General features: G+C 66.4%; 16 protein-coding genes and 2 pseudogenes. 12 read left to right on the forward strand and 6 right to left on the reverse strand.

Annotation, left to right across the window (positions count from 1 at the left end):
• Positions 1-18 precede the first annotated feature (18 nt).
• Genes casB through cas2e form a run of 6 tightly spaced genes read left to right on the forward strand, consistent with a single transcriptional unit; the run spans position 19 to position 4534 of the window.
• Entirely contained in the window at positions 19-624 is a 606-nt protein-coding gene (gene casB, locus AB0E24_RS15225; RefSeq protein ID WP_359377293.1) for a type I-E CRISPR-associated protein Cse2/CasB, read from the forward strand.
• A complete protein-coding gene (gene cas7e, locus AB0E24_RS15230; protein WP_359377295.1) occupies positions 621-1796 on the forward strand; it encodes a type I-E CRISPR-associated protein Cas7/Cse4/CasC in 1176 nt (391 codons plus the stop codon). Before casB ends, cas7e begins: the two co-directional genes overlap by 4 nt.
• The gene (gene cas5e, locus AB0E24_RS15235) at positions 1793-2554 is read left to right on the forward strand and encodes a type I-E CRISPR-associated protein Cas5/CasD (protein WP_359377298.1); all 762 of its coding nucleotides are present in this window, start codon (positions 1793-1795) and stop codon (positions 2552-2554) included. Before cas7e ends, cas5e begins: the two co-directional genes overlap by 4 nt.
• Entirely contained in the window at positions 2551-3201 is a 651-nt protein-coding gene (gene cas6e, locus AB0E24_RS15240; RefSeq protein WP_359377301.1) for a type I-E CRISPR-associated protein Cas6/Cse3/CasE, read from the forward strand. Before cas5e ends, cas6e begins: the two co-directional genes overlap by 4 nt.
• A 56-nt stretch (positions 3202-3257) precedes the next feature.
• Positions 3258-4217 (forward strand): type I-E CRISPR-associated endonuclease Cas1e, encoded by a 960-nt coding sequence (cas1e, locus tag AB0E24_RS15245; RefSeq protein WP_359377304.1) that lies wholly within the window; start codon positions 3258-3260, stop codon positions 4215-4217.
• Positions 4217-4534, forward strand: coding sequence for a type I-E CRISPR-associated endoribonuclease Cas2e (cas2e, locus tag AB0E24_RS15250; protein WP_359377306.1), 318 nt, complete (start codon positions 4217-4219; stop codon positions 4532-4534). Before cas1e ends, cas2e begins: the two co-directional genes overlap by 1 nt.
• Before the next feature lie 2236 nt (positions 4535-6770).
• On the opposite strand, the gene AB0E24_RS15255 is transcribed toward cas2e, so the two are convergent.
• The 4 genes and pseudogenes from AB0E24_RS15255 to AB0E24_RS15270 all read right to left on the reverse strand — a co-directional run bounded on the left by AB0E24_RS15255 (position 6771) and on the right by AB0E24_RS15270 (position 9244).
• On the reverse strand, positions 6771-7124 hold the full coding sequence (locus AB0E24_RS15255; protein WP_359377309.1) for a DUF488 family protein: 354 nt from the start codon (positions 7122-7124) through the stop codon (positions 6771-6773).
• 329 nt (positions 7125-7453) lie between these two features.
• On the reverse strand, positions 7454-8272 hold the full coding sequence (locus AB0E24_RS15260) for a ParB-like helix-turn-helix domain-containing protein (RefSeq protein WP_359377611.1): 819 nt from the start codon (positions 8270-8272) through the stop codon (positions 7454-7456).
• Positions 8273-8330: 58 nt separating this feature from the next.
• Positions 8331-8618: pseudogene (locus tag AB0E24_RS15265) on the reverse strand (ParB N-terminal domain-containing protein); the annotation flags it as partial.
• Between the two features lie 449 nt (positions 8619-9067).
• A complete protein-coding gene (locus AB0E24_RS15270; protein ID WP_359377312.1) occupies positions 9068-9244 on the reverse strand; it encodes a hypothetical protein in 177 nt (58 codons plus the stop codon).
• A gap of 372 nt (positions 9245-9616) precedes the next feature.
• On the opposite strand from AB0E24_RS15270, the gene AB0E24_RS15275 reads away from it, so the two are divergent.
• From AB0E24_RS15275 to AB0E24_RS15295, 5 genes and pseudogenes are all read left to right on the forward strand, one after another.
• A complete protein-coding gene (locus tag AB0E24_RS15275; RefSeq protein WP_206332298.1) occupies positions 9617-10114 on the forward strand; it encodes a helix-turn-helix domain-containing protein in 498 nt (165 codons plus the stop codon).
• Positions 10115-10127: 13 nt separating this feature from the next.
• Positions 10128-10379: pseudogene (locus AB0E24_RS15280) on the forward strand (hypothetical protein); the annotation flags it as partial.
• A 69-nt stretch (positions 10380-10448) separates the two neighbouring features.
• Positions 10449-10694, forward strand: a complete 246-nt coding sequence (locus tag AB0E24_RS15285; RefSeq protein WP_359377613.1) for a hypothetical protein — start codon at positions 10449-10451, stop codon at positions 10692-10694.
• A complete protein-coding gene (locus tag AB0E24_RS15290) occupies positions 10687-12072 on the forward strand; it encodes an MAB_1171c family putative transporter (RefSeq protein WP_359377316.1) in 1386 nt (461 codons plus the stop codon). The genes AB0E24_RS15285 and AB0E24_RS15290 overlap by 8 nt, the downstream gene beginning before the upstream one ends.
• Entirely contained in the window at positions 12069-13073 is a 1005-nt protein-coding gene (locus tag AB0E24_RS15295; RefSeq protein ID WP_359377318.1) for a cytochrome P450 family protein, read from the forward strand. The genes AB0E24_RS15290 and AB0E24_RS15295 overlap by 4 nt, the downstream gene beginning before the upstream one ends.
• On the opposite strand, the gene AB0E24_RS15300 is transcribed toward AB0E24_RS15295, so the two are convergent.
• On the reverse strand, positions 13035-14021 hold the full coding sequence (locus AB0E24_RS15300) for a recombinase family protein (RefSeq protein ID WP_359377320.1): 987 nt from the start codon (positions 14019-14021) through the stop codon (positions 13035-13037). The two genes, AB0E24_RS15295 and AB0E24_RS15300, sit on opposite strands and share 39 nt — an antisense overlap.
• A 137-nt stretch (positions 14022-14158) precedes the next feature.
• Positions 14159-14401: a helix-turn-helix domain-containing protein gene (locus AB0E24_RS15305; protein ID WP_359377323.1), complete on the reverse strand. Its 243-nt coding sequence runs from the start codon at positions 14399-14401 to the stop codon at positions 14159-14161.
• Positions 14402-14554: 153 nt separating this feature from the next.
• On the opposite strand from AB0E24_RS15305, the gene AB0E24_RS15310 reads away from it, so the two are divergent.
• Entirely contained in the window at positions 14555-16438 is a 1884-nt protein-coding gene (locus tag AB0E24_RS15310) for a tyrosine-type recombinase/integrase (RefSeq protein WP_359377326.1), read from the forward strand.
• The last annotated feature ends 114 nt before the right edge of the window (positions 16439-16552 follow it).

The following is a 16552-nucleotide window of genomic DNA, read 5'->3' on the forward strand; positions in this document are numbered from 1 at the left end:
CCTGACCAGGAATGTCTCATGACCGATTCCGCGGCGGCCCCTGCTCCGCCCAAGTACGACACATTCGTTTCCTACGTCCACAGCCTGTGCCAGGACAACAGGCAACGGGCCGAGCTGCGCAGAGGTCTGGGCCTGCCGGTCGAGCGGTGCAACTACATGCACCGTCATCTGGTTCCGTGGCTCCGTGACAACGACGACCACGGTTACGGCGATGTGCGGCGCGCCTACTACGGCGTCGCTTCGCTGATCGCGGCGCGCCCGCGCAATGCCCGCCGGGACACCCCCGAGGACACCAGCGCCACCGCCTGGCATCAGCGCCCCAACCTGGGGGCCTCGCTCGGTCAGGCCGTCGCCAAGGGCGTCTTCAAGCCGAACACGGCGGAGAGCGCCCTACACCTGATGTCCCGGCAGAGCAGCGACGCCGTCCACCGGAGCCTGCCCGCCTTGCTCGCACAGCTCACCGGCGGCGGCATCACGGTCGACTGGGCGGTCCTGCTGAAGGATCTGTCCTGGTGGAACCGCGACCGCGACCGCATCGCCACCCGCTGGCTCGACAGCTACTTCCGCACCGACACCGGTGAGGCCGACCCCACCACCGATCTTCCCGAGGAGAACAAGCAATGACCGTCTACCTTGACCTGAGCGCCCTGCAGTCGGTGCCGGTCGCCAACCTCAACCGTGATGATCTTGGCTCGCCCAAGCAGGTCCGCTACGGCGACGCGCTGCGGATCCGGGTCTCCAGCCAGTCCTGGAAGCGGGTCATCAGGCACGGTGTCGAGCAGGACCTCGGGGAGAAGGCCGCCCGCACCCGCATGGTGCCCGTGAAGGTGCAGCAGGCCCTGAAAAAGGCGGGCTGGCAGGAAGAGTTGGCCGCGTTCGCCGGAGCCCAGGTCGCGGCGAGCGCCGGGAAAAAGGGCATTGGCACGGAGAAGGCCGGCCACACCTCGGTACTGCTGTTCCTGCCCGAGGCTGCCATCGAGGAACTCGCCGTGGTGTGCACCGAGCACCGGGAGGCTCTCAAGAAGGGCTTGGAGGCTCAGGAGATGGCCAAGGAAAAAAGCAAGGCCAAGGGCAAGGAGGCCCCTGGCCAACTGCTGCCTCCGAACCGGATCGAGACAATCCTCAAGCGGCGCACCGCTTCCATCGGCCTGCTGGGCCGCATGCTCGCCGAACTCCCCGACGCCAACGTGGATGGCGCCGCCCAGGTCGCACACGCCTTCACCACCCACACGGCCGAGCCGCAGCGCGACTACTTCACTGCGGTCGACGACTGGCTCGGTGAAGCCGAGACCGGCAGCGGCCACCTCGACACCGCAGAGTTCAGCGCCGGAGTGTTCTACCGGTACGCGACCGTCAACATCACCGACCTGCTGAAGAACCTCGAGGGTGACGCCAAAGCCGCCCGGACCGTGCTCGCCTCCTTCGCCGAGCATTTCCTGCTGTCCCTGCCGCAGGCCAAGAAGAACAGCACCGCCCCGCACACCCTCCCCGACCTCGCCTACCTCGCGGTGCGCGAACACCGGCCGCTGTCCCTGGCCGCGGCCTTCGAGACCCCGGTCGCCTCGGACCAGGGCGGTTTTTCCCGACCGTCCCGCAACGCCCTGGACGACTACGCCCGCAACATCAACCGCCTGACCGGCGAGCGCAACCGGCGCTTCCACGGGCACACCGTCATCGACCCCGAGGAGAAGTTCACCGGCCTCGGCCAGGCGCACACCTCCTACCACCAACTCGTCGAGGCCGCCGCGGACGCCGCCTTCCCCGCCTCCGGCACAAACGCGGAGGGGCAGCAGTGAGCGGACTGCTGCTGCGGCTGGCCGGGCCCTTGCAGTCCTGGGGTGAGCGGTCGGTGTTCACGCCGGTGCGGGACACCGCCGCCTTCCCGACCCGTTCGGGGCTGATCGGGATGTTCGCCGCCGCCCAGGGGATGGGCCGCGGCGACGGTGGCCTGGACCGTTATCAGGACGTGCGGCTCACAGTGCGGGTGGACCGTCCTGGCGTGCGGCTGGTGGATTACCACACGGTCGGCGGCGGCTTCCCCAAGGCCCGCACCGCCGCCACCAGCGGTGGCGGCAACAAGGGTGCGGCCGTCGTCACCCGCCGCCACTACCTCGCCGACGCGGTGTTCGTCGTCGCCGTCAGAGCACCCGACGACACGGTCGAACAGCTCGCTCAGGCGCTGCGCCGCCCTCACTGGGCGCCCTACCTCGGCCGCCGCTCCTGCCCGCCGGACGAGCCGTTCCTCCTGCGCAGCCACATCGACGACCCGGAGAGGGAACTGCGCACCGCGGTCCCCCTCAGCCGCACCCCGTCCCGCCAGGAGGAAGGCGACACCATCGCGGTGGAGTTCCTCCACGAACAGCCGCCCCGCAGCGGGGCGGCCGATGCCATCGACATCAACGACGTGCCGGTGAGCTTCGCTCAGGAAGGACGTACTCACATCGGCCGACGCCTTTATCGCACCGTGGAACCGCTGCACCGAGATCTGGCAGGCCCTCAGCACACCCTGCTCACACGCCTGATCGACTACGCCCACGCCGAGGAAAGCGCATGAACGACCACCCGGTGATCGCCCGGATCCGCCTCAACCCCTACAGCCGCGAGGTGCAGAGGGACCTGCGCGACGCCACCCAGATGCACAAGACGGTGATGCGGATGGTCCCAGACGGCCTCGGCGACTCCCCGCGCCAGCGGGCAGGCATCCTCTACCGCCTGGACGAGACCGACACCTCCAGCACCCTCCTCGTCCAGGCCGTCCAGCTCACCCCCTCGCTCCTGCCCAGCGGATACGGGCAGGCCGACACCAAGAGCCTGGCGCCAATGTTGACCGCGCTGCGCAAAGGGCTGGCAGTGCGCTACCGCATCGTCCTCAACCCTGCCAAACGGGAACGACTCTCCCTGAAGGAGAAAGGAAAACGCGGCCGCATCGTGCCGCTGTCCGGCGCGGACGCCGACCAGTGGTGGCTGCGCCGCGCCACCGACGCCGGCCTGCGGCCGCACATCCTGACGCCAACCACCATGCAGCCGGTCCGCCCCCGAGGACAGAACACCCCCGGGATGAGGCACAGCCTTATCCGCTACGACGGAACAGCCACCATCACCGACCCCGATGCTCTGCGCGACGCCGTACTGAACGGCATCGGACGCGGAAAACCCTACGGTGCCGGACTCCTCAGCCTTGCCCCCGCCACCGCCGCATGAGCGCACCGAAAAGGGGAAGCGATGCGCGCCGGCGCCTAGCCTCCCCTACGCTCGCCATGCTGCCCAGGGTCGCCGACTCACTGTCCTTCCTCTACCTGGACATGGTCCGCGTCGTCCAGGACGACACCGGAGTCTGCGCTCAGATTCAGGTCGATCCCCAGCGCATCGACCTCGTCTACGTACCCACTGCGGCCCTCTCCTGCCTCCTGCTCGGGCCCGGCGTCTCCATCACCACGCCCGCGCTGACCACCCTGGCCCGGCACGGAACCAGCGTCGTCTGCGTCGGCGCCGGAGGTGTACGCGCCTACGCCGGAATCCTCCCGGACTCCCTCACCACTCACTGGCTCGAGCAACAGGTCACCTGCTGGTCCGACCCCGCAAAACGTCTCGACGTCGCCATCCGCATGTACGAGAGGCGCTTCAAGGACGCCGACCTCCCCCAGGCCGTCACCCTGGAGCAGTTGCGCGGCATGGAAGGCCAGCGCATGAAAGCCTTCTACAAGATCCTCGCGGAACAGCACGGCATCGGCCGCTTCCGCCGCAACTACCGACCCGACCAATGGGACTCCCAGGACCCCGTCAACCTGGCCCTGTCCGCCGCCAACACCTGCCTCTACGGCATCGTCCACGCAGCCCTGCTCGCCCTCGGCCTCTCTCCGGCCCTCGGATTCGTCCACGCCGGCACCCAGCACGCATTCGTCTACGACATCGCCGACCTCTACAAAGCCGAGACCACACTCCCCATCGCCTTCGCCCTCCACAACTCCACCAACCCCGAACAGGAAGCCCGCCGCCGCTTCCGCGAAGACCTCCGCCTGTTGCGGCTCCTGCCACGCATCGTCCGCGACGTGCAGAACCTGCTGACCTCCGACCACACCAACACCGTCAACGCCGAGGCGGGAGAGGACGACGAGGAGGAACGGACCGAACGCCGCGACGCCCAGATGGTCCACCTCTGGGACCCCAAAGCCGGCGTCCTGCCCGCAGGCGTCAACTACGCAGCCGGAGGCGACTGATGGCCTCCATGCTGATGATCGCCACCACCGCCGTCCCCGACCACCTCCGAGGCGCCCTCAGCCGCTGGACCAGCGAAGTCGTCCCCGGCATCTTCGTCGGCAGCGTCTCCGCCCGCGTCCGCGACGAACTCTGGCAAGCCGTCACCCAAACCGTCGGCAACGGCGCTGCCGTTCTGGTCCACCCGGCCCCCAACGAACAGGGCTACGCAATCCGAACCGCAGGCACCCGCCGCCGCGTCCCCGAGGACTTCGACGGGCTCACCCTGATCCGCATGACCGCACCACCAAAAGTCAAGGAAATGCAAAGCCCCTCTTAAGGTGCAGGTCAGGAAGAGTCCTCCCCGCCGACGCGGGGGTGTTCCGACGGCCTCCGCGTCGTCCTCGCGTGCGCTCGCGTCCTCCCCGCCGACGCGGGGGTGTTCCGATCTGGGCGACGATCGCCCGGAACTTGAATCCGTCCTCCCCGCCGACGCGGGGGTGTTCCGCACATGGTTGGCCCCCCGCCACTCGTCATTCCGTCCTCCCCGCCGACGCGGGGGTGTTCCGGCCAGCGAACGGCTGATGGCGATCCCGCGCGGGTCCTCCCCGCCGACGCGGGGGTGTTCCGGTTCTGGTACTCGGAGGCGTCGGAGACACGCAGTCCTCCCCGCCGACGCGGGGGTGTTCCGTCCGCCGGGTACCGGATGCCGCCGCGCTGGGTGTCCTCCCCGCCGACGCGGGGGTGTTCCGTTCGGCTGGTTCGCTCCGGTGTTCCCGGTCGGGTCCTCCCCGCCGACGCGGGGGTGTTCCGTTGACGGGCACGGCGCCGGTGGTCGGGACGAAGTCCTCCCCGCCGACGCGGGGGTGTTCCGACCCACCTGGCCAAGGTGGAGCAGGACCCCAAGTCCTCCCCGCCGACGCGGGGGTGTTCCGTTCGTCGGGTTCGGCAAAGCAGGTCTGAATCCGTCCTCCCCGCCGACGCGGGGGTGTTCCGTCGACGGGTCGGGTGCGGGCGCTGGTGCTGCTGTCCTCCCCGCCGACGCGGGGGTGTTCCGGCGATGGGGCCGTGGGCTACTCGTCCTCGTCCGTCCTCCCCGCCGACGCGGGGGTGTTCCGAACTCGCCGACGTAGGCGCCGCCTCCGCACTTGTCCTCCCCGCCGACGCGGGGGTGTTCCGACTGGACCGTTCTCGACCTCCCCGCCCGCGCCGTCCTCCCCGCCGACGCGGGGGCGTTCCGCGGATCGACTCCGGCTCTCCCGGGTCCGTGACGTCCTCCCCGCCGACGCGGGGGCGTTCCGCCTTGGCAAGGCGTGGGCGCGGATTCATGACCGTCCTCCCCGCCGACGCGGGGGTGTTCCGATCTCTTGAACAGGCTTGGGCGCGATCCCCTGGTCCTCCCCGCCGACGCGGGGGTGTTCCGAACACCCGCGGCGCGGTCTCGTGGACCAAGTGGTCCTCCCCGCCGACGCGGGGGTGTTCCGAACACCCGCGGCGCGGTCTCGTGGACCAAGTGGTCCTCCCCGCCGACGCGGGGGTGTTCCGTTGACGTTGGTGGCGTGTCGGAGTTCCTGCACGTCCTCCCCGCCGACGCGGGGGTGTTCCGGGATTCCCCGGCAAGGTGCGATCCGCTCTGTCGTCCTCCCCGCCGACGCGGGGGTGTTCCGCTATGTTGTTGACATAAGGATGCGGTCCGAGCGTTCTCCCCGTCGACGCGGGGGTGTTCCGAACCGGCTGGCCTACGCGGCGGTGCAGCGCACGTCCTCCCCGCCGACGCGGGGGTGTTCCGATGAGCCCGCTGGTACGGACGGCTTCGACGGAGTCCTCCCCGCCGACGCGGGAGTCCTCCGTCGCTGACAGCTCCGCGCTTGCTCATGGTTTCGTCCTCCCCGCCGACGCGGGGGTGTTCCGCACCATGACTGAAACCCTCCACACAGCACCGCGTGGTCCCCGCCGACGCGGGGGTGTTCCAACTCGGGAGAGGGCTCCGAGGAAGGCGGCGGGGTGGTCCCCACCGACGTGGGGGTGTTCCGGTGCCGAACCCCTTCTTCTCGGCCAGCTCCCGGTCCTCCCCGCCGACGTGGGGGTGTACCGCTCAAAGGCCAGCGGCTGGGCTGCTGGTGCAGGTCCTACCTGCTGACGTGGGGGTGTTCCGACCTATGCGCTCTGCGGCCTCTCCACCGGTCCGTCCTCCCCGCCGACATGGGGGTGATTCGGCGGCCTGACGGCTGGTGCTGAGTGCCTTACCGTGCTCCCCGCGTTGTGGGTGGATCTCCGCCCTTCGTAACGCCTGTTATGGGAGTTGAGCGTCCGGGTCTGAGGCGACGGCCTGTCAGAAATCAGTCGTCCACTACAGCGGCCTGAAGCCGATGGTGGCCGGTTACCTGCATGGCGGCCGACACTTCAAGTCCTGCACGCTGACAAGGAGCGTGACCGACCCGGCCTGCGGAATGGTCACAGGGAACGCCTCGGAGTGCGGATCGCCCGCAACGGCATGCGTAAGCCGCAGCGCCCGGCCAAGCGAATACACGACCGGCCGCTGCGGTGCGCGAGAGGAGTGCAGACAAGCCGCGCCCTTACATCAACGTGCCCTGCTCATAGCGGTCTGCCAGCGGGCCCAGCTCCCGGACTTCGTCGCCCGTGACGTCCTTCCACCACTTAGCGAAGATACGGCGGTGGCACCACTGCGCCGGGTCCGTGAGGTCCTCAAAACAGAGCAGGACCAGCCTGTATTCCATCTCCGCCTCGGCTATCTCCTGTAGCCGCGCCGCGAGCCATGTGGCGCCAAGTCGGTCCAGATCCGCGCGGTAGGCCGACGTGAACTCCGGCAGAGGCTTGGAGAAATACTCTCTCCGAGGCGCCAGTTCCCGCACCACGTGCCTGAGCTGATAGGTGAGACGGAAACGAGGAGCTCCCAGAGTGATACGCACCGGCACTCCCTGCGGGGGCTGGTACGTCTGATAGCGGTTAGTGAACAGGGTTAGCACTCAGCTGCTTCCTTTCGTACTGCTCAACGGCCGGGCCCGCGGACGCCTACGCCAATGGCCCGGGATTTGGGTGCCACCAGCTCAGGCCGGTATGGACCTGAGCGACGCCGAGCCCGCAGGCCCTGCGGGCTCGGCGCGACTACCAGCACCCACACACACCTCAGCTCGATGAGGGGAGCACACGCAGAGGACGTGGCCGGTTAGCTCCGACCACGCTCATCGTCGTTCGGGGAAGGATGGAGAGGCGCGGCCAATGCCGCGCCCCTCGCACCTCACTTCGCCGCTGTCGCCTCCCGCTCCTCGGCCACCGGCTTAACCTCCGACTTCTTCTGCGCGGCCGTCTTCCTGGTGGTGGTCACAGCCGGGCGAGCCTTGGAACGAGGAGTAGTGGGCTTCGCTGCCGCCTTCTTAGCAACAGGCTTGGCGTCGGGCTTCTTCTCCGCGCTGGCCGACTTTTCCTCCACGGCCTTACCCTCCGCTTCTGCGGCCTTGCCCTTCGCCTCCTCGGCCTCCTTCTGGACCTCCAGCGCCTTGCGATTGAAGTCGGCCTCCATCGCACGCTGGATGCCCTGGGCCTTGCTCAGCAGGTTGCGGACCAGTTGAACCTGGCTGTAGAGCTTGCCGATGACCTTCACGTGACGGGTGAGGTCGTCACCGAGAATGACGGCCAAGTCCTCGGGCTTCTTCTCGGCCAGCTCCTCCAGAAGGGGCAGCAGTACCTCCTCGGCCTTCCCGAGCCCGTCCTTAGCCTTCGCCTTCTGGACCTTGCGGTTCTCCTGCGTCTCGGCGTCGGGGGCCTGCTCGCCGGTCAGGGAAGTCTGCTTCTCCATCATCTTCAGTCCGTTGGCGAAGTGCTGCGCCTCTGCCTCGCTATCGAAGTCGCCGCGCACGTACCGGGTAGCCGCGACCATCTGGTTGCCCGGGTTGAGCTGGGCGATGTGCCAGGCCAGGTTGGGCTTGATCTGCCCCTTGTCGACCATCTCGCTGACCTCTTGGCGCAGAGTCAGCAGGCCCAGCCGCCACTTGATGTGGGTCTCGGTCTTGCCGAACTGCTTGGCGATCTTCAGGGGGTCCCAACCGGCGGCGGCCAAGTCGGCGTAGCCGCCGAACCTCTTCCATGATCGTCATGTTCGCGCGGCCCACATTCTCCGCAATGCCGAGGACGTACGCTGTCTCGTCGTCGATGTCCTTGAGGATGTTGGCCGGGATGACAGTCTTGCCGATGGCCTTGCAGGCCCTCCACCGACGCTCGCCTGCGATCAGCATGTAGGGGGTCGCTGCGCCCTCGACCGGGCGGACAACGACCGGCTGAAGGAGGCCGTTCTCCTCGATGGTGCCCTTCAGCTCCTTGTGCTGCTCCTCGTCGAAGTACTTGCGGGGCTGCTCGGGGTTGGGAGCGATCTCATCAATCTTGAGGTCAGCAAACACGGTTCCCACACCTTTCCAATTCAAGGAGAGCCAATTTGGCTTTCCGTTGGTTTCTGTACTTATATCTTAATGGCATTCACCCCTAAAGCAAGTTTCAATTCGCTTTTGAATTCAAGAATTCTGCCTTATTTCTGAAATCGAATTCCCCGCTCCGAGCACACCCATCCACCCCCGCCCCTCCGGGCGCGTTGCATCGACACCCCGCGAACAAGTGAGCCCGCCGCGACGAACCGTCGCGGCGGGCTCCACCCCACAACACCCCACAGGCCGCACTGGCGCGACCAGCTCCTCGCGGGCGGGGCGCGGGGGGTCGGCCACCCGCGAGGAGCAGGGAGGATGCCGCTCGAAGCGGCACCACCGGGCGGGATCCTGCGGCTGCCGCACCCGCCTCGGCTCAAATTACAGCAGCACCTCAACATTGTCACCTATCTCTTCGATAGAGGGCGGACAGTGCCGAGTCAGCCATCGCCTCCCTCTGGGCCGTCAGATGGCTCCCCCGCAGGCCGCATCACCGCCTGAGCCTCCAGAACCTTGCGCGCCTCCTCGCGGGCCGCCGACTGGATCCCTTCACCCTCGAGCACCTGCGCAGGCTGCTTCGCCAATTCGGCGACCCGATGCTCGTCCAACTCGGACATGGACTCCTCCCACACACAGCAACTGACACGCTCACCCCGAGGCCGAGGAACCCCCGCCGCCCGACCGCCCCGAGACGCGATCCACCTTCCTGCCTGACGCCGCGACGTTCCCGTCACCACGGCCCGGCACCCTTTCAAGATCTCCACATATCCGGGAGCCCCTGCGCCCAACGTGTCCGCATTCGCCCACCCCTGAAGCTCGCCCCGCGCAACCCAGCTCCTCGGTGGGACCCGACCACACGCCGCATGGAAGGCCCGCAGGTCAGCGCCATATCCGCACCTGACTACCCTTCAAGTGGAAGAACTTGATCAGCTGCCATGTTGCACTATGGTGCGACGGTGATGCATCGTGTTGCACCGAGGAGGTGTGGCATGGACAGGGCAAGCCCGCGCGGGGAGTCGGACGATCAGTCGACCGACGAGCGAATCCGCCAAGCCAAGTCGGCGGTGGCAAAGCGCCTGCGCTACGTCCGGCAGCATCATCCTGAGGGCCCGTTCACCCTGGAAACACTGGCTAAACGAGCCCATGTATCCAAGCGCACCCTTGCACAGGCCGAGTCGGCCAGCGGTTCCAACCTGACGATCGAAACCCTCGTCAAAGTGGCCTCGTCCTTGGGGATCACACGGGATGCCTATTTCCTCGATGAACAGGTTTTCCGTGAGGTCAATGCCGAGTTCGAAACACTCAAGGAACTGCGACAACAAGGGGTCGAAAGCGTGGCGTTGCGCCAGTCCAGCGCGACGGCACTTCCTGCTGATTCACTACAAGAGCTGACTGGCTTGCTCAAGGGAATCCTCGACTCCGCAACCAAGGCGCAGGACACCCTGCAAGATATTCCGTACCACCAACCCGACGAGACCAACAGTTAGTGTCGTGATGGTGATGCGTTGGCGACGTAGAGGTACAGGCCAAGACAGCAAGGCCCTCCAAAGGCGATGCGAGGAGCGGGTTCGAGCCATCGGCTTAACCGATGACCAGCCCCTCACTATTGAGGAACTATGCGCCCGGATCGGCCGCTTGTATGGCCGTCCGATTCACGTCATTCCCCTCACCCTCCCCCGCGGCAGCCCCGACGGCCTACTGGTATCCGCCGACGACCGAGACTTCATCGTGGTCGAGGACCGCCTCGCCCCAGTGCATCAACACCAAGTGATGCTCCACGAACTGGGGCACTTCATATGCGATCACGAGACAACCCCCGTGATGACCCCCGAAGCCTCTCGGCTCCTCCTGCCCTCACTCGACCCGGAACTGGTCCGCCGAGTCCTCGGCCGAGACCATTCAAATTCCGAGGCCGAGCAAGAAGCCGAATACGTCGGGTCCATCATCGGCCGACGCATCAGCACCTGGGCCGTCGAGCGCACCTGGAACATCCCACCAGAGGCGGAGGAACTGGTGGCACGACTGTCCGCCCTGGAAAAGCCCATTCAACGAGACAGAAGTGAATAACTACCTGTACCCCACAGTCGCTGCGATATCACTGCTCGCCTTCCTCTACAAGCTGAGAGTCCTACGCACCGACAGGTCCCCCACACAGATCGCGCTGCTCGGCCACTTCCTCTTCCTGACTATCACCTTCACCATCTCCATCCCACCAGTCTGGGTGGAAATCAGCCAAGCAGCGGGCATCGTCAACTTATCGGGACTGCTCTCCCAGAGCACTGTCATCCTGTCAGCTGCCTGCCAGCAACTCGTACTGCTGCACCTCAGTCATGAGAGACACATCGCCTGGCGTAAATCGGTGCCACGCCTGGTATTTCTCGCTCTCGTCCTGACCACGATGATGACGCTGTTTTGCATGGCATCGAGCTTTGGCGAGCGGCCTGACGACTTCGCGGTAACGAATGCTCGCTACTATCCCGCCTACATGATCGTTTACTTGACGGGCCACACGGTGAATCAAGTCGACGTCGGCATACTTGGCTGGCGCTACGCCCAGGTCGCGCCGAGTGCGTGGCTACGGCGGGGCCTCATGTTGATCGCCCTGACTCTGCCGCTCCAGCTGGTGTACATCGGTTCCCGTCTCGCAGACGTCATCGCGGGCCTGGCCGGAACCACTGGACACGGGTGGGAACCAGCAGCTCAGATCGGCGTCACAGTCTCCACCGTCACCAAAACCATCGGTTGGACAATCCCGGACTGGGGACGCCACATCAGCAAGATATGGGCCTGGATCGACTGCCGCCGGTCGTACCGCCAACTCTCACCCCTGCACGCAAAAGTGACGTCACACACACCAGATGTCGTACTCGATCCAGGCGACGTCGACATGCGAACCCGGCTCTACCGCCTCGTGGTGGAGATCCGAGACGCCCAGTGGAGACTACGCACCTGGATGACACCCACTGTCGCCGAGAAGGCCCGGAAGCACGCCGAAGCTGCTGGCCTCCGAGACGAGGAACTTGCCGCGACGATTGAAGCCGCCCAGCTCGCAGCAGCGATGCAGGCGAAAGACCGAGGGATCCAGCCGGTGGACTACCCGAGTTCTCCGCTCGAAGCCGGACCACAAGACCTTGCCTCCGAGATCACATTCCAGCGCAAGGTCGCCCGCGCCTTCGACACCTCCCCCACCGTCGCCGCCGTCCTCACCCGTACCTTGCACACCCGCCCGACCACGCAGGAGCCCCACGTGATGCCCGGTCTTCCGGAAGGACACCTCCCTCAGCCGTTCGACGCCGCCTTCCTCGACAACCCCTATCCGGGGTACGCACAGCTTCGCGACGAAAGCCCCGTACACCAGGTCGCGCTCCCGGACGGCTCGCCCATCTGGCTTGTGCTCCGAGAAGAGGACGTACGCGCCGGTTCACCGACACACGGCTGTCCGTGAACAAAGCGCACTCCGGCACCGGGTACAAGGGCTTCTCCCTCCCGCCGGCACTGGACGCCAACCTGCTCAACATCGACCCAGAAGACCATCAGCGCCTACGGCGCCTGGTGTCGAAAGCATTCACCGCGCGACGCGTTGAGAACCTACGCGGAAGCGTCCAGGCCGCGGTTGACCGTCTCGCCGATGATCTGGCCGACCAAGGAGGCGGAGACCTCGTCTCGACCTTCTCACTCCCCCTACCGCTCATGGTGATCGGCGACCTGCTCGCGGTACCCGAGGCCGACCGGCGCCGCTTCTCCACATGGGTGAGCAACATGCTCACACCCGAAAGCCCCCGCCAGATCAAAGAGGCTGTGGAGAACATCCACACCTTCCTCCTGGACCTCATTGCCGCCCGACGGGACACCCTGGGCGACGACATGCTCTCGGCGCTCATCGCCGTACGAGACGAAGACGATCAACTCACCGAAAACGAGCTCGTCTCCCTGGCCTTCTTGCTCCTCATGGCTGGGAGCGAGAACGCCCAGCATCTGATCAGCGCCGGTCTGGTCACCCTTCTCCAGCATCCGGAACAGGTCGCAGAGCTACGCGCTGAGCCCGACCTGCTGCCCGAAGCCGTTGAGGAACTGCTGCGATACGCCCACCCCAATCAGATGGCCATCAGGCGCTTCCCCACCGAACCCATAGAGATCGGCGGCACACAGATCCCCGCGGGGGCCACCGTCATGCTCTGCCTGGCCTCTGCGCACAGGGATCCCAAGCGGTACCCCTCGCCGGACGAGTTCGACATCCACCGCGAGGACAAGGCGCATCTGGCCCTCGGCCAGGGAATGCACTACTGCCTTGGTGCACCGCTGGCCCGTATGGAGATCCAGATCGCCCTCCACACGCTGCTTCACCGGTTCCCTCAGCTGGATCTCGCTGTTCCCCCTCAGCAGCTCCAGTGGCGCACCTCGTTCCGCTCACGCGCCCTCAAGGCGGTCCCCGTCACCCTGCGCTGACGGCGCGGTCCCCTTGTCGGACGAGGGGTTCCACTTCCGCCACGTCAGCGCGACGCGATCACCGTCCACGGTGCGCGACCCTCGTGCGGCAGCCGGGTAGACCGATACCCGCTCCAGCATGAGGGTCAGCACCCCCTGCTTAGATGCCAGCGGGGCATGCCGCCACCACCGGACAAGATCCGGTACGTCCCCCACCGGCACATGCCGAACCTGCTCCAGGAAGCGCGCCTGAGCGGCGTTCTCCCGGATCTGCTCGGCCAACCGCTTGTCAGCGGCCCGAAAGGCGCTCAGGGACAGTTCCGGCGAGCGAGCGTAGCTCTCACCGAGCTTCTTCTGCCGCGCCTTGTCCGCCTTCACCCGGGCACGAAGCTCGGATGCCTCTGCCAGCACCTCGTCACGCGCCTGCGCGATCAGGACACTGACCTCCGGCTTGGCCAGCTCAGCCACCACGTGCTCGGCAACATAGGTCTCGAACAGGTCAGCGTTGATACGGACCTTGCCGCAGCCGCCCGGGTGCTGCGGCCTGTTCGGGAGGCAGCGATACCCACGGCTCCCGCTGTTCGCAGGAGACGAGCCGAACATGCCCCCGCACAGACCACAATCGGTGAGCCCACCCGGCATGAGGTATTCGCGCTGATCAGCCCGACGGTGGGTCGGGCTGTTCAACGGCCGGATCGCCCGGATGGTTTTGAACTCCTCGGGCTGAATGATGCGCGGCCCGCCGGAGTCCACCAGGTTGCCGTTCGCGTCCTCGAAGAGTCCGGCGATCGCCGGATGGTCGAGAAGGTTCGCCAGGACGGACGGCCGCCACGGACCCCCTCGGGTTGTCCTGTACCCCTCGGCGTTCATCCACGTGGTGATCGCTTCGTAGGTCTGCTGCTGAAGGCGACGGCTGGCCGCCTGCCGCAAGGGCCCGGCCTCGCTCTCGCGCACCCTCTGGTACGCCATGTCATCGAACCCATATAGCCGAGGCATGCCCTGGACTCCTTGACCTAGCCGACCCCCTTACCACACCAAGTCTACTGGAGATAGGTCACACTGTTGCAAAGCAACAACACTCCTCAAAGCTGACGCATCACTCTGGCTCAACCTCGCGCGTCCACGCCAAGGATCTTCCACAGCTCTGCCGTCGGCACACGAATCGTCCCACCCAGCGGGAGCGTCCGAACCGGGAACCCCCCTGACCGGATCAGTTCATACGCCTTGTCGCGGCCGATCCCGAGGGCACGCCCAGCAGTTGTCACGTTCACCGTGGCCGGAAGAGCCAGCAGCTCCTCCAGCCCCATCGCCCCGGACTGAACCTGTTCCCCTGTTTCCTGAGCAGCCATGTCGTTGGTCGCATCCTCCCCCGCGCCAACTCGCGCACGACCTTACAGCAGTGTCCGACAGCCTCAGCAAGATGAAGAAAGATCACACCGGACTCGTACGGACACGTACGCACAAGCAAAGCTGACCGTGGGCAGTCAGTGGCAGGGGGTCAGATGTTCTCGCCGAGCTACTACCGGCGATGCCAGTGCAAGGGGCCGCTGAAGGACAAGGAGGGCAAACCTCTCCTGGATACCGAAGGCAAACCCAAGATCGGGTCCATCGGCACCACATGCCCGAAGCTAGGCCCAAAGCACGGAACCTGGGCGTTCTACTTCGAGCTCGAACCCGGCGAAGGGGGGAATCGCCAGCGGGTACGCCTGGGCGGCTTCGCCAAGAAGGACGACGCCAAGAAGAAGGCGAAGGAACTCTACGACGCCGCCATGGCCGGCACCGACGTGCTGTCCGACGAGACATGCGGCGACTTCTTCCTCCAGTGGATCCAGGCGAAGAAATCCCTCGCCCGCACCACCCGCCACGGCTATGAGGAGCACATCAACAACTACCTCCTCCCTCACCTCGGGCACATCAAGCGCCGAGACCTCAAGGTCCGGCACCTCGACAAGATGTACGACGCGATCGAGAAGGAGAACGCCGAACGCATCCTCCACCGTCTCCGCGTCGACCAACTCCAGAAGGACCGCGACGAGGCACACCGGGCCTGGGTGAAAGCGGCCGGAAAGAAGGAAGCGCGTCGAGCCGCCCGCCGAGCCTTCCTCGACACGAACGCCGCGCTCCGCGAGGGCAGGAAAGGGCTACGGAAAGTCACCTCCGCCACCACCATGCACCGCATCAACGACACCCTCAGTTCGGCACTGTCCTGGGGGATAAAACGCGAGCAGGCGTTCGCCAAGAACTGGGCTCAACTCGTGGAGCTGCCGCCGGTGACCCGGCCGAAGCCCGTCGTCTGGACGCCCGAGCGCATCGAGCACTGGAAGCGCACCGGCGAGAAGCCCGGCCCGGTCATGGTCTGGACTCCGGAGCTGACTGGTCAGTTCCTCGACTTCGTCAAGGACGACTGGCTCTACGAGCTGTGGCACTCCTTCATCTTCCTCGGCCCCCGCCGCGGGGAGATGGCCGCGCTGCCTTGGACAGAGGTCAACAGCGACGCCCTCTGGTTGCGAATCTCCAAGCAGATCGTGGAGGTCGCGTACGAGCTCTACGGCGAAGCGCCAAAGGCCGACAGCGTCCGCACCCTCTCCCTGAGCCTGGAGTCCGCCGACAACCTGGCCAGCTTCCGCTCGAAGCAGGAGAAGAAGCGCCAGGAGTGGGAGGACGCCTACGTCGAGACCGGCCGCGTGTGGACGCACGAGAACGGCGAGGCGCTGCACCCCGACTGGATCTCCCGCCGCTTTACCCGCCTCGTAGAGCTGTCCGGCCTACCGCCGGTGCGCCTCCACGACCTGCGTCACCTCGCCGCCACCCTTTCCCTGCTCGCCGGTACCGACATCAAGGTGGTCCAGGAGAAGCTGGGGCACTCCTCGCGCCAGATCACCTCCGACACCTACACCAGCGTGCTGCCCGAGATGATGCGGGCCGAGGCCGAATCCGTCATGGCCGTCGTCCCCCGCGACATCCCCTTCAAAGTGCGCACCCCGCTGGTGATCCCCGAAAGTGCCTGGCAAGGCGACATCGCTGTCTTCTTCGCCCACGGCGCACAGCGGTCAGGTGACAGATGGACCATTGGGGCGCAGACGCAACCCGACTCCGATGTCCTCGGCATGATCACCCTGGCCGGGCGAGGCCAGGACGACGCCGCCAACGCGGCCGTGAAGTGGATACGGGATCACTGCACCGCGAACAACCTGGAGCTGGTCCGGGTCGAGAACTTCAGCGACCGGTACCCGGAGGAGCAGCGAGCGGTCTTCTCACTCACGCGCTTCACCATCGTCCGCGCCGAGTGCCCAGACCTGGACGGCTGGGCACCGCTGACGGGGCCGCCGCCAGCCCGAGCCCGGACCACTCGCCGAGCTCCGAACGGGCGTCGGAAGTCAGCGTGACGGCCCTCCGTCCACTGAACCGGTTCCGCGTCCACTACGTGTCCACTGGATCTTGGTCTGAACGGATGAACGGGAGCCCCCGCATCGGCGCGGCGGCTCCCGTTCTCGCGTCTG

The sequence above is a fragment of the Streptomyces malaysiensis subsp. malaysiensis genome (assembly GCF_040653035.1).
GTDB lineage: Bacteria > Actinomycetota > Actinomycetes > Streptomycetales > Streptomycetaceae > Streptomyces > Streptomyces malaysiensis.

Excerpts from the sequence above, each read along its gene's own strand:
- casB (WP_359377293.1), top strand. The coding sequence starts at position 19 with ATGACCGATTCCGCGGCGGCCCCTGCTCCGCCCAAGTACGACACATTC.
- cas7e (WP_359377295.1), top strand. The coding sequence starts at position 621 with ATGACCGTCTACCTTGACCTGAGCGCCCTGCAGTCGGTGCCGGTCGCC.
- cas6e (WP_359377301.1), top strand. The coding sequence starts at position 2,551 with ATGAACGACCACCCGGTGATCGCCCGGATCCGCCTCAACCCCTACAGC.
- cas1e (WP_359377304.1), top strand. The coding sequence starts at position 3,258 with ATGCTGCCCAGGGTCGCCGACTCACTGTCCTTCCTCTACCTGGACATG.
- cas2e (WP_359377306.1), top strand. The coding sequence starts at position 4,217 with ATGGCCTCCATGCTGATGATCGCCACCACCGCCGTCCCCGACCACCTC.
- AB0E24_RS15270 (WP_359377312.1), bottom strand. The coding sequence starts at position 9,244 with ATGTCCGAGTTGGACGAGCATCGGGTCGCCGAATTGGCGAAGCAGCCT.
- AB0E24_RS15275 (WP_206332298.1), top strand. The coding sequence starts at position 9,617 with ATGGACAGGGCAAGCCCGCGCGGGGAGTCGGACGATCAGTCGACCGAC.
- AB0E24_RS15285 (WP_359377613.1), top strand. The coding sequence starts at position 10,449 with ATGACCCCCGAAGCCTCTCGGCTCCTCCTGCCCTCACTCGACCCGGAA.
- AB0E24_RS15300 (WP_359377320.1), bottom strand. The coding sequence starts at position 14,021 with ATGGCGTACCAGAGGGTGCGCGAGAGCGAGGCCGGGCCCTTGCGGCAG.
- AB0E24_RS15305 (WP_359377323.1), bottom strand. The coding sequence starts at position 14,401 with ATGGCTGCTCAGGAAACAGGGGAACAGGTTCAGTCCGGGGCGATGGGG.
- AB0E24_RS15310 (WP_359377326.1), top strand. The coding sequence starts at position 14,555 with ATGTTCTCGCCGAGCTACTACCGGCGATGCCAGTGCAAGGGGCCGCTG.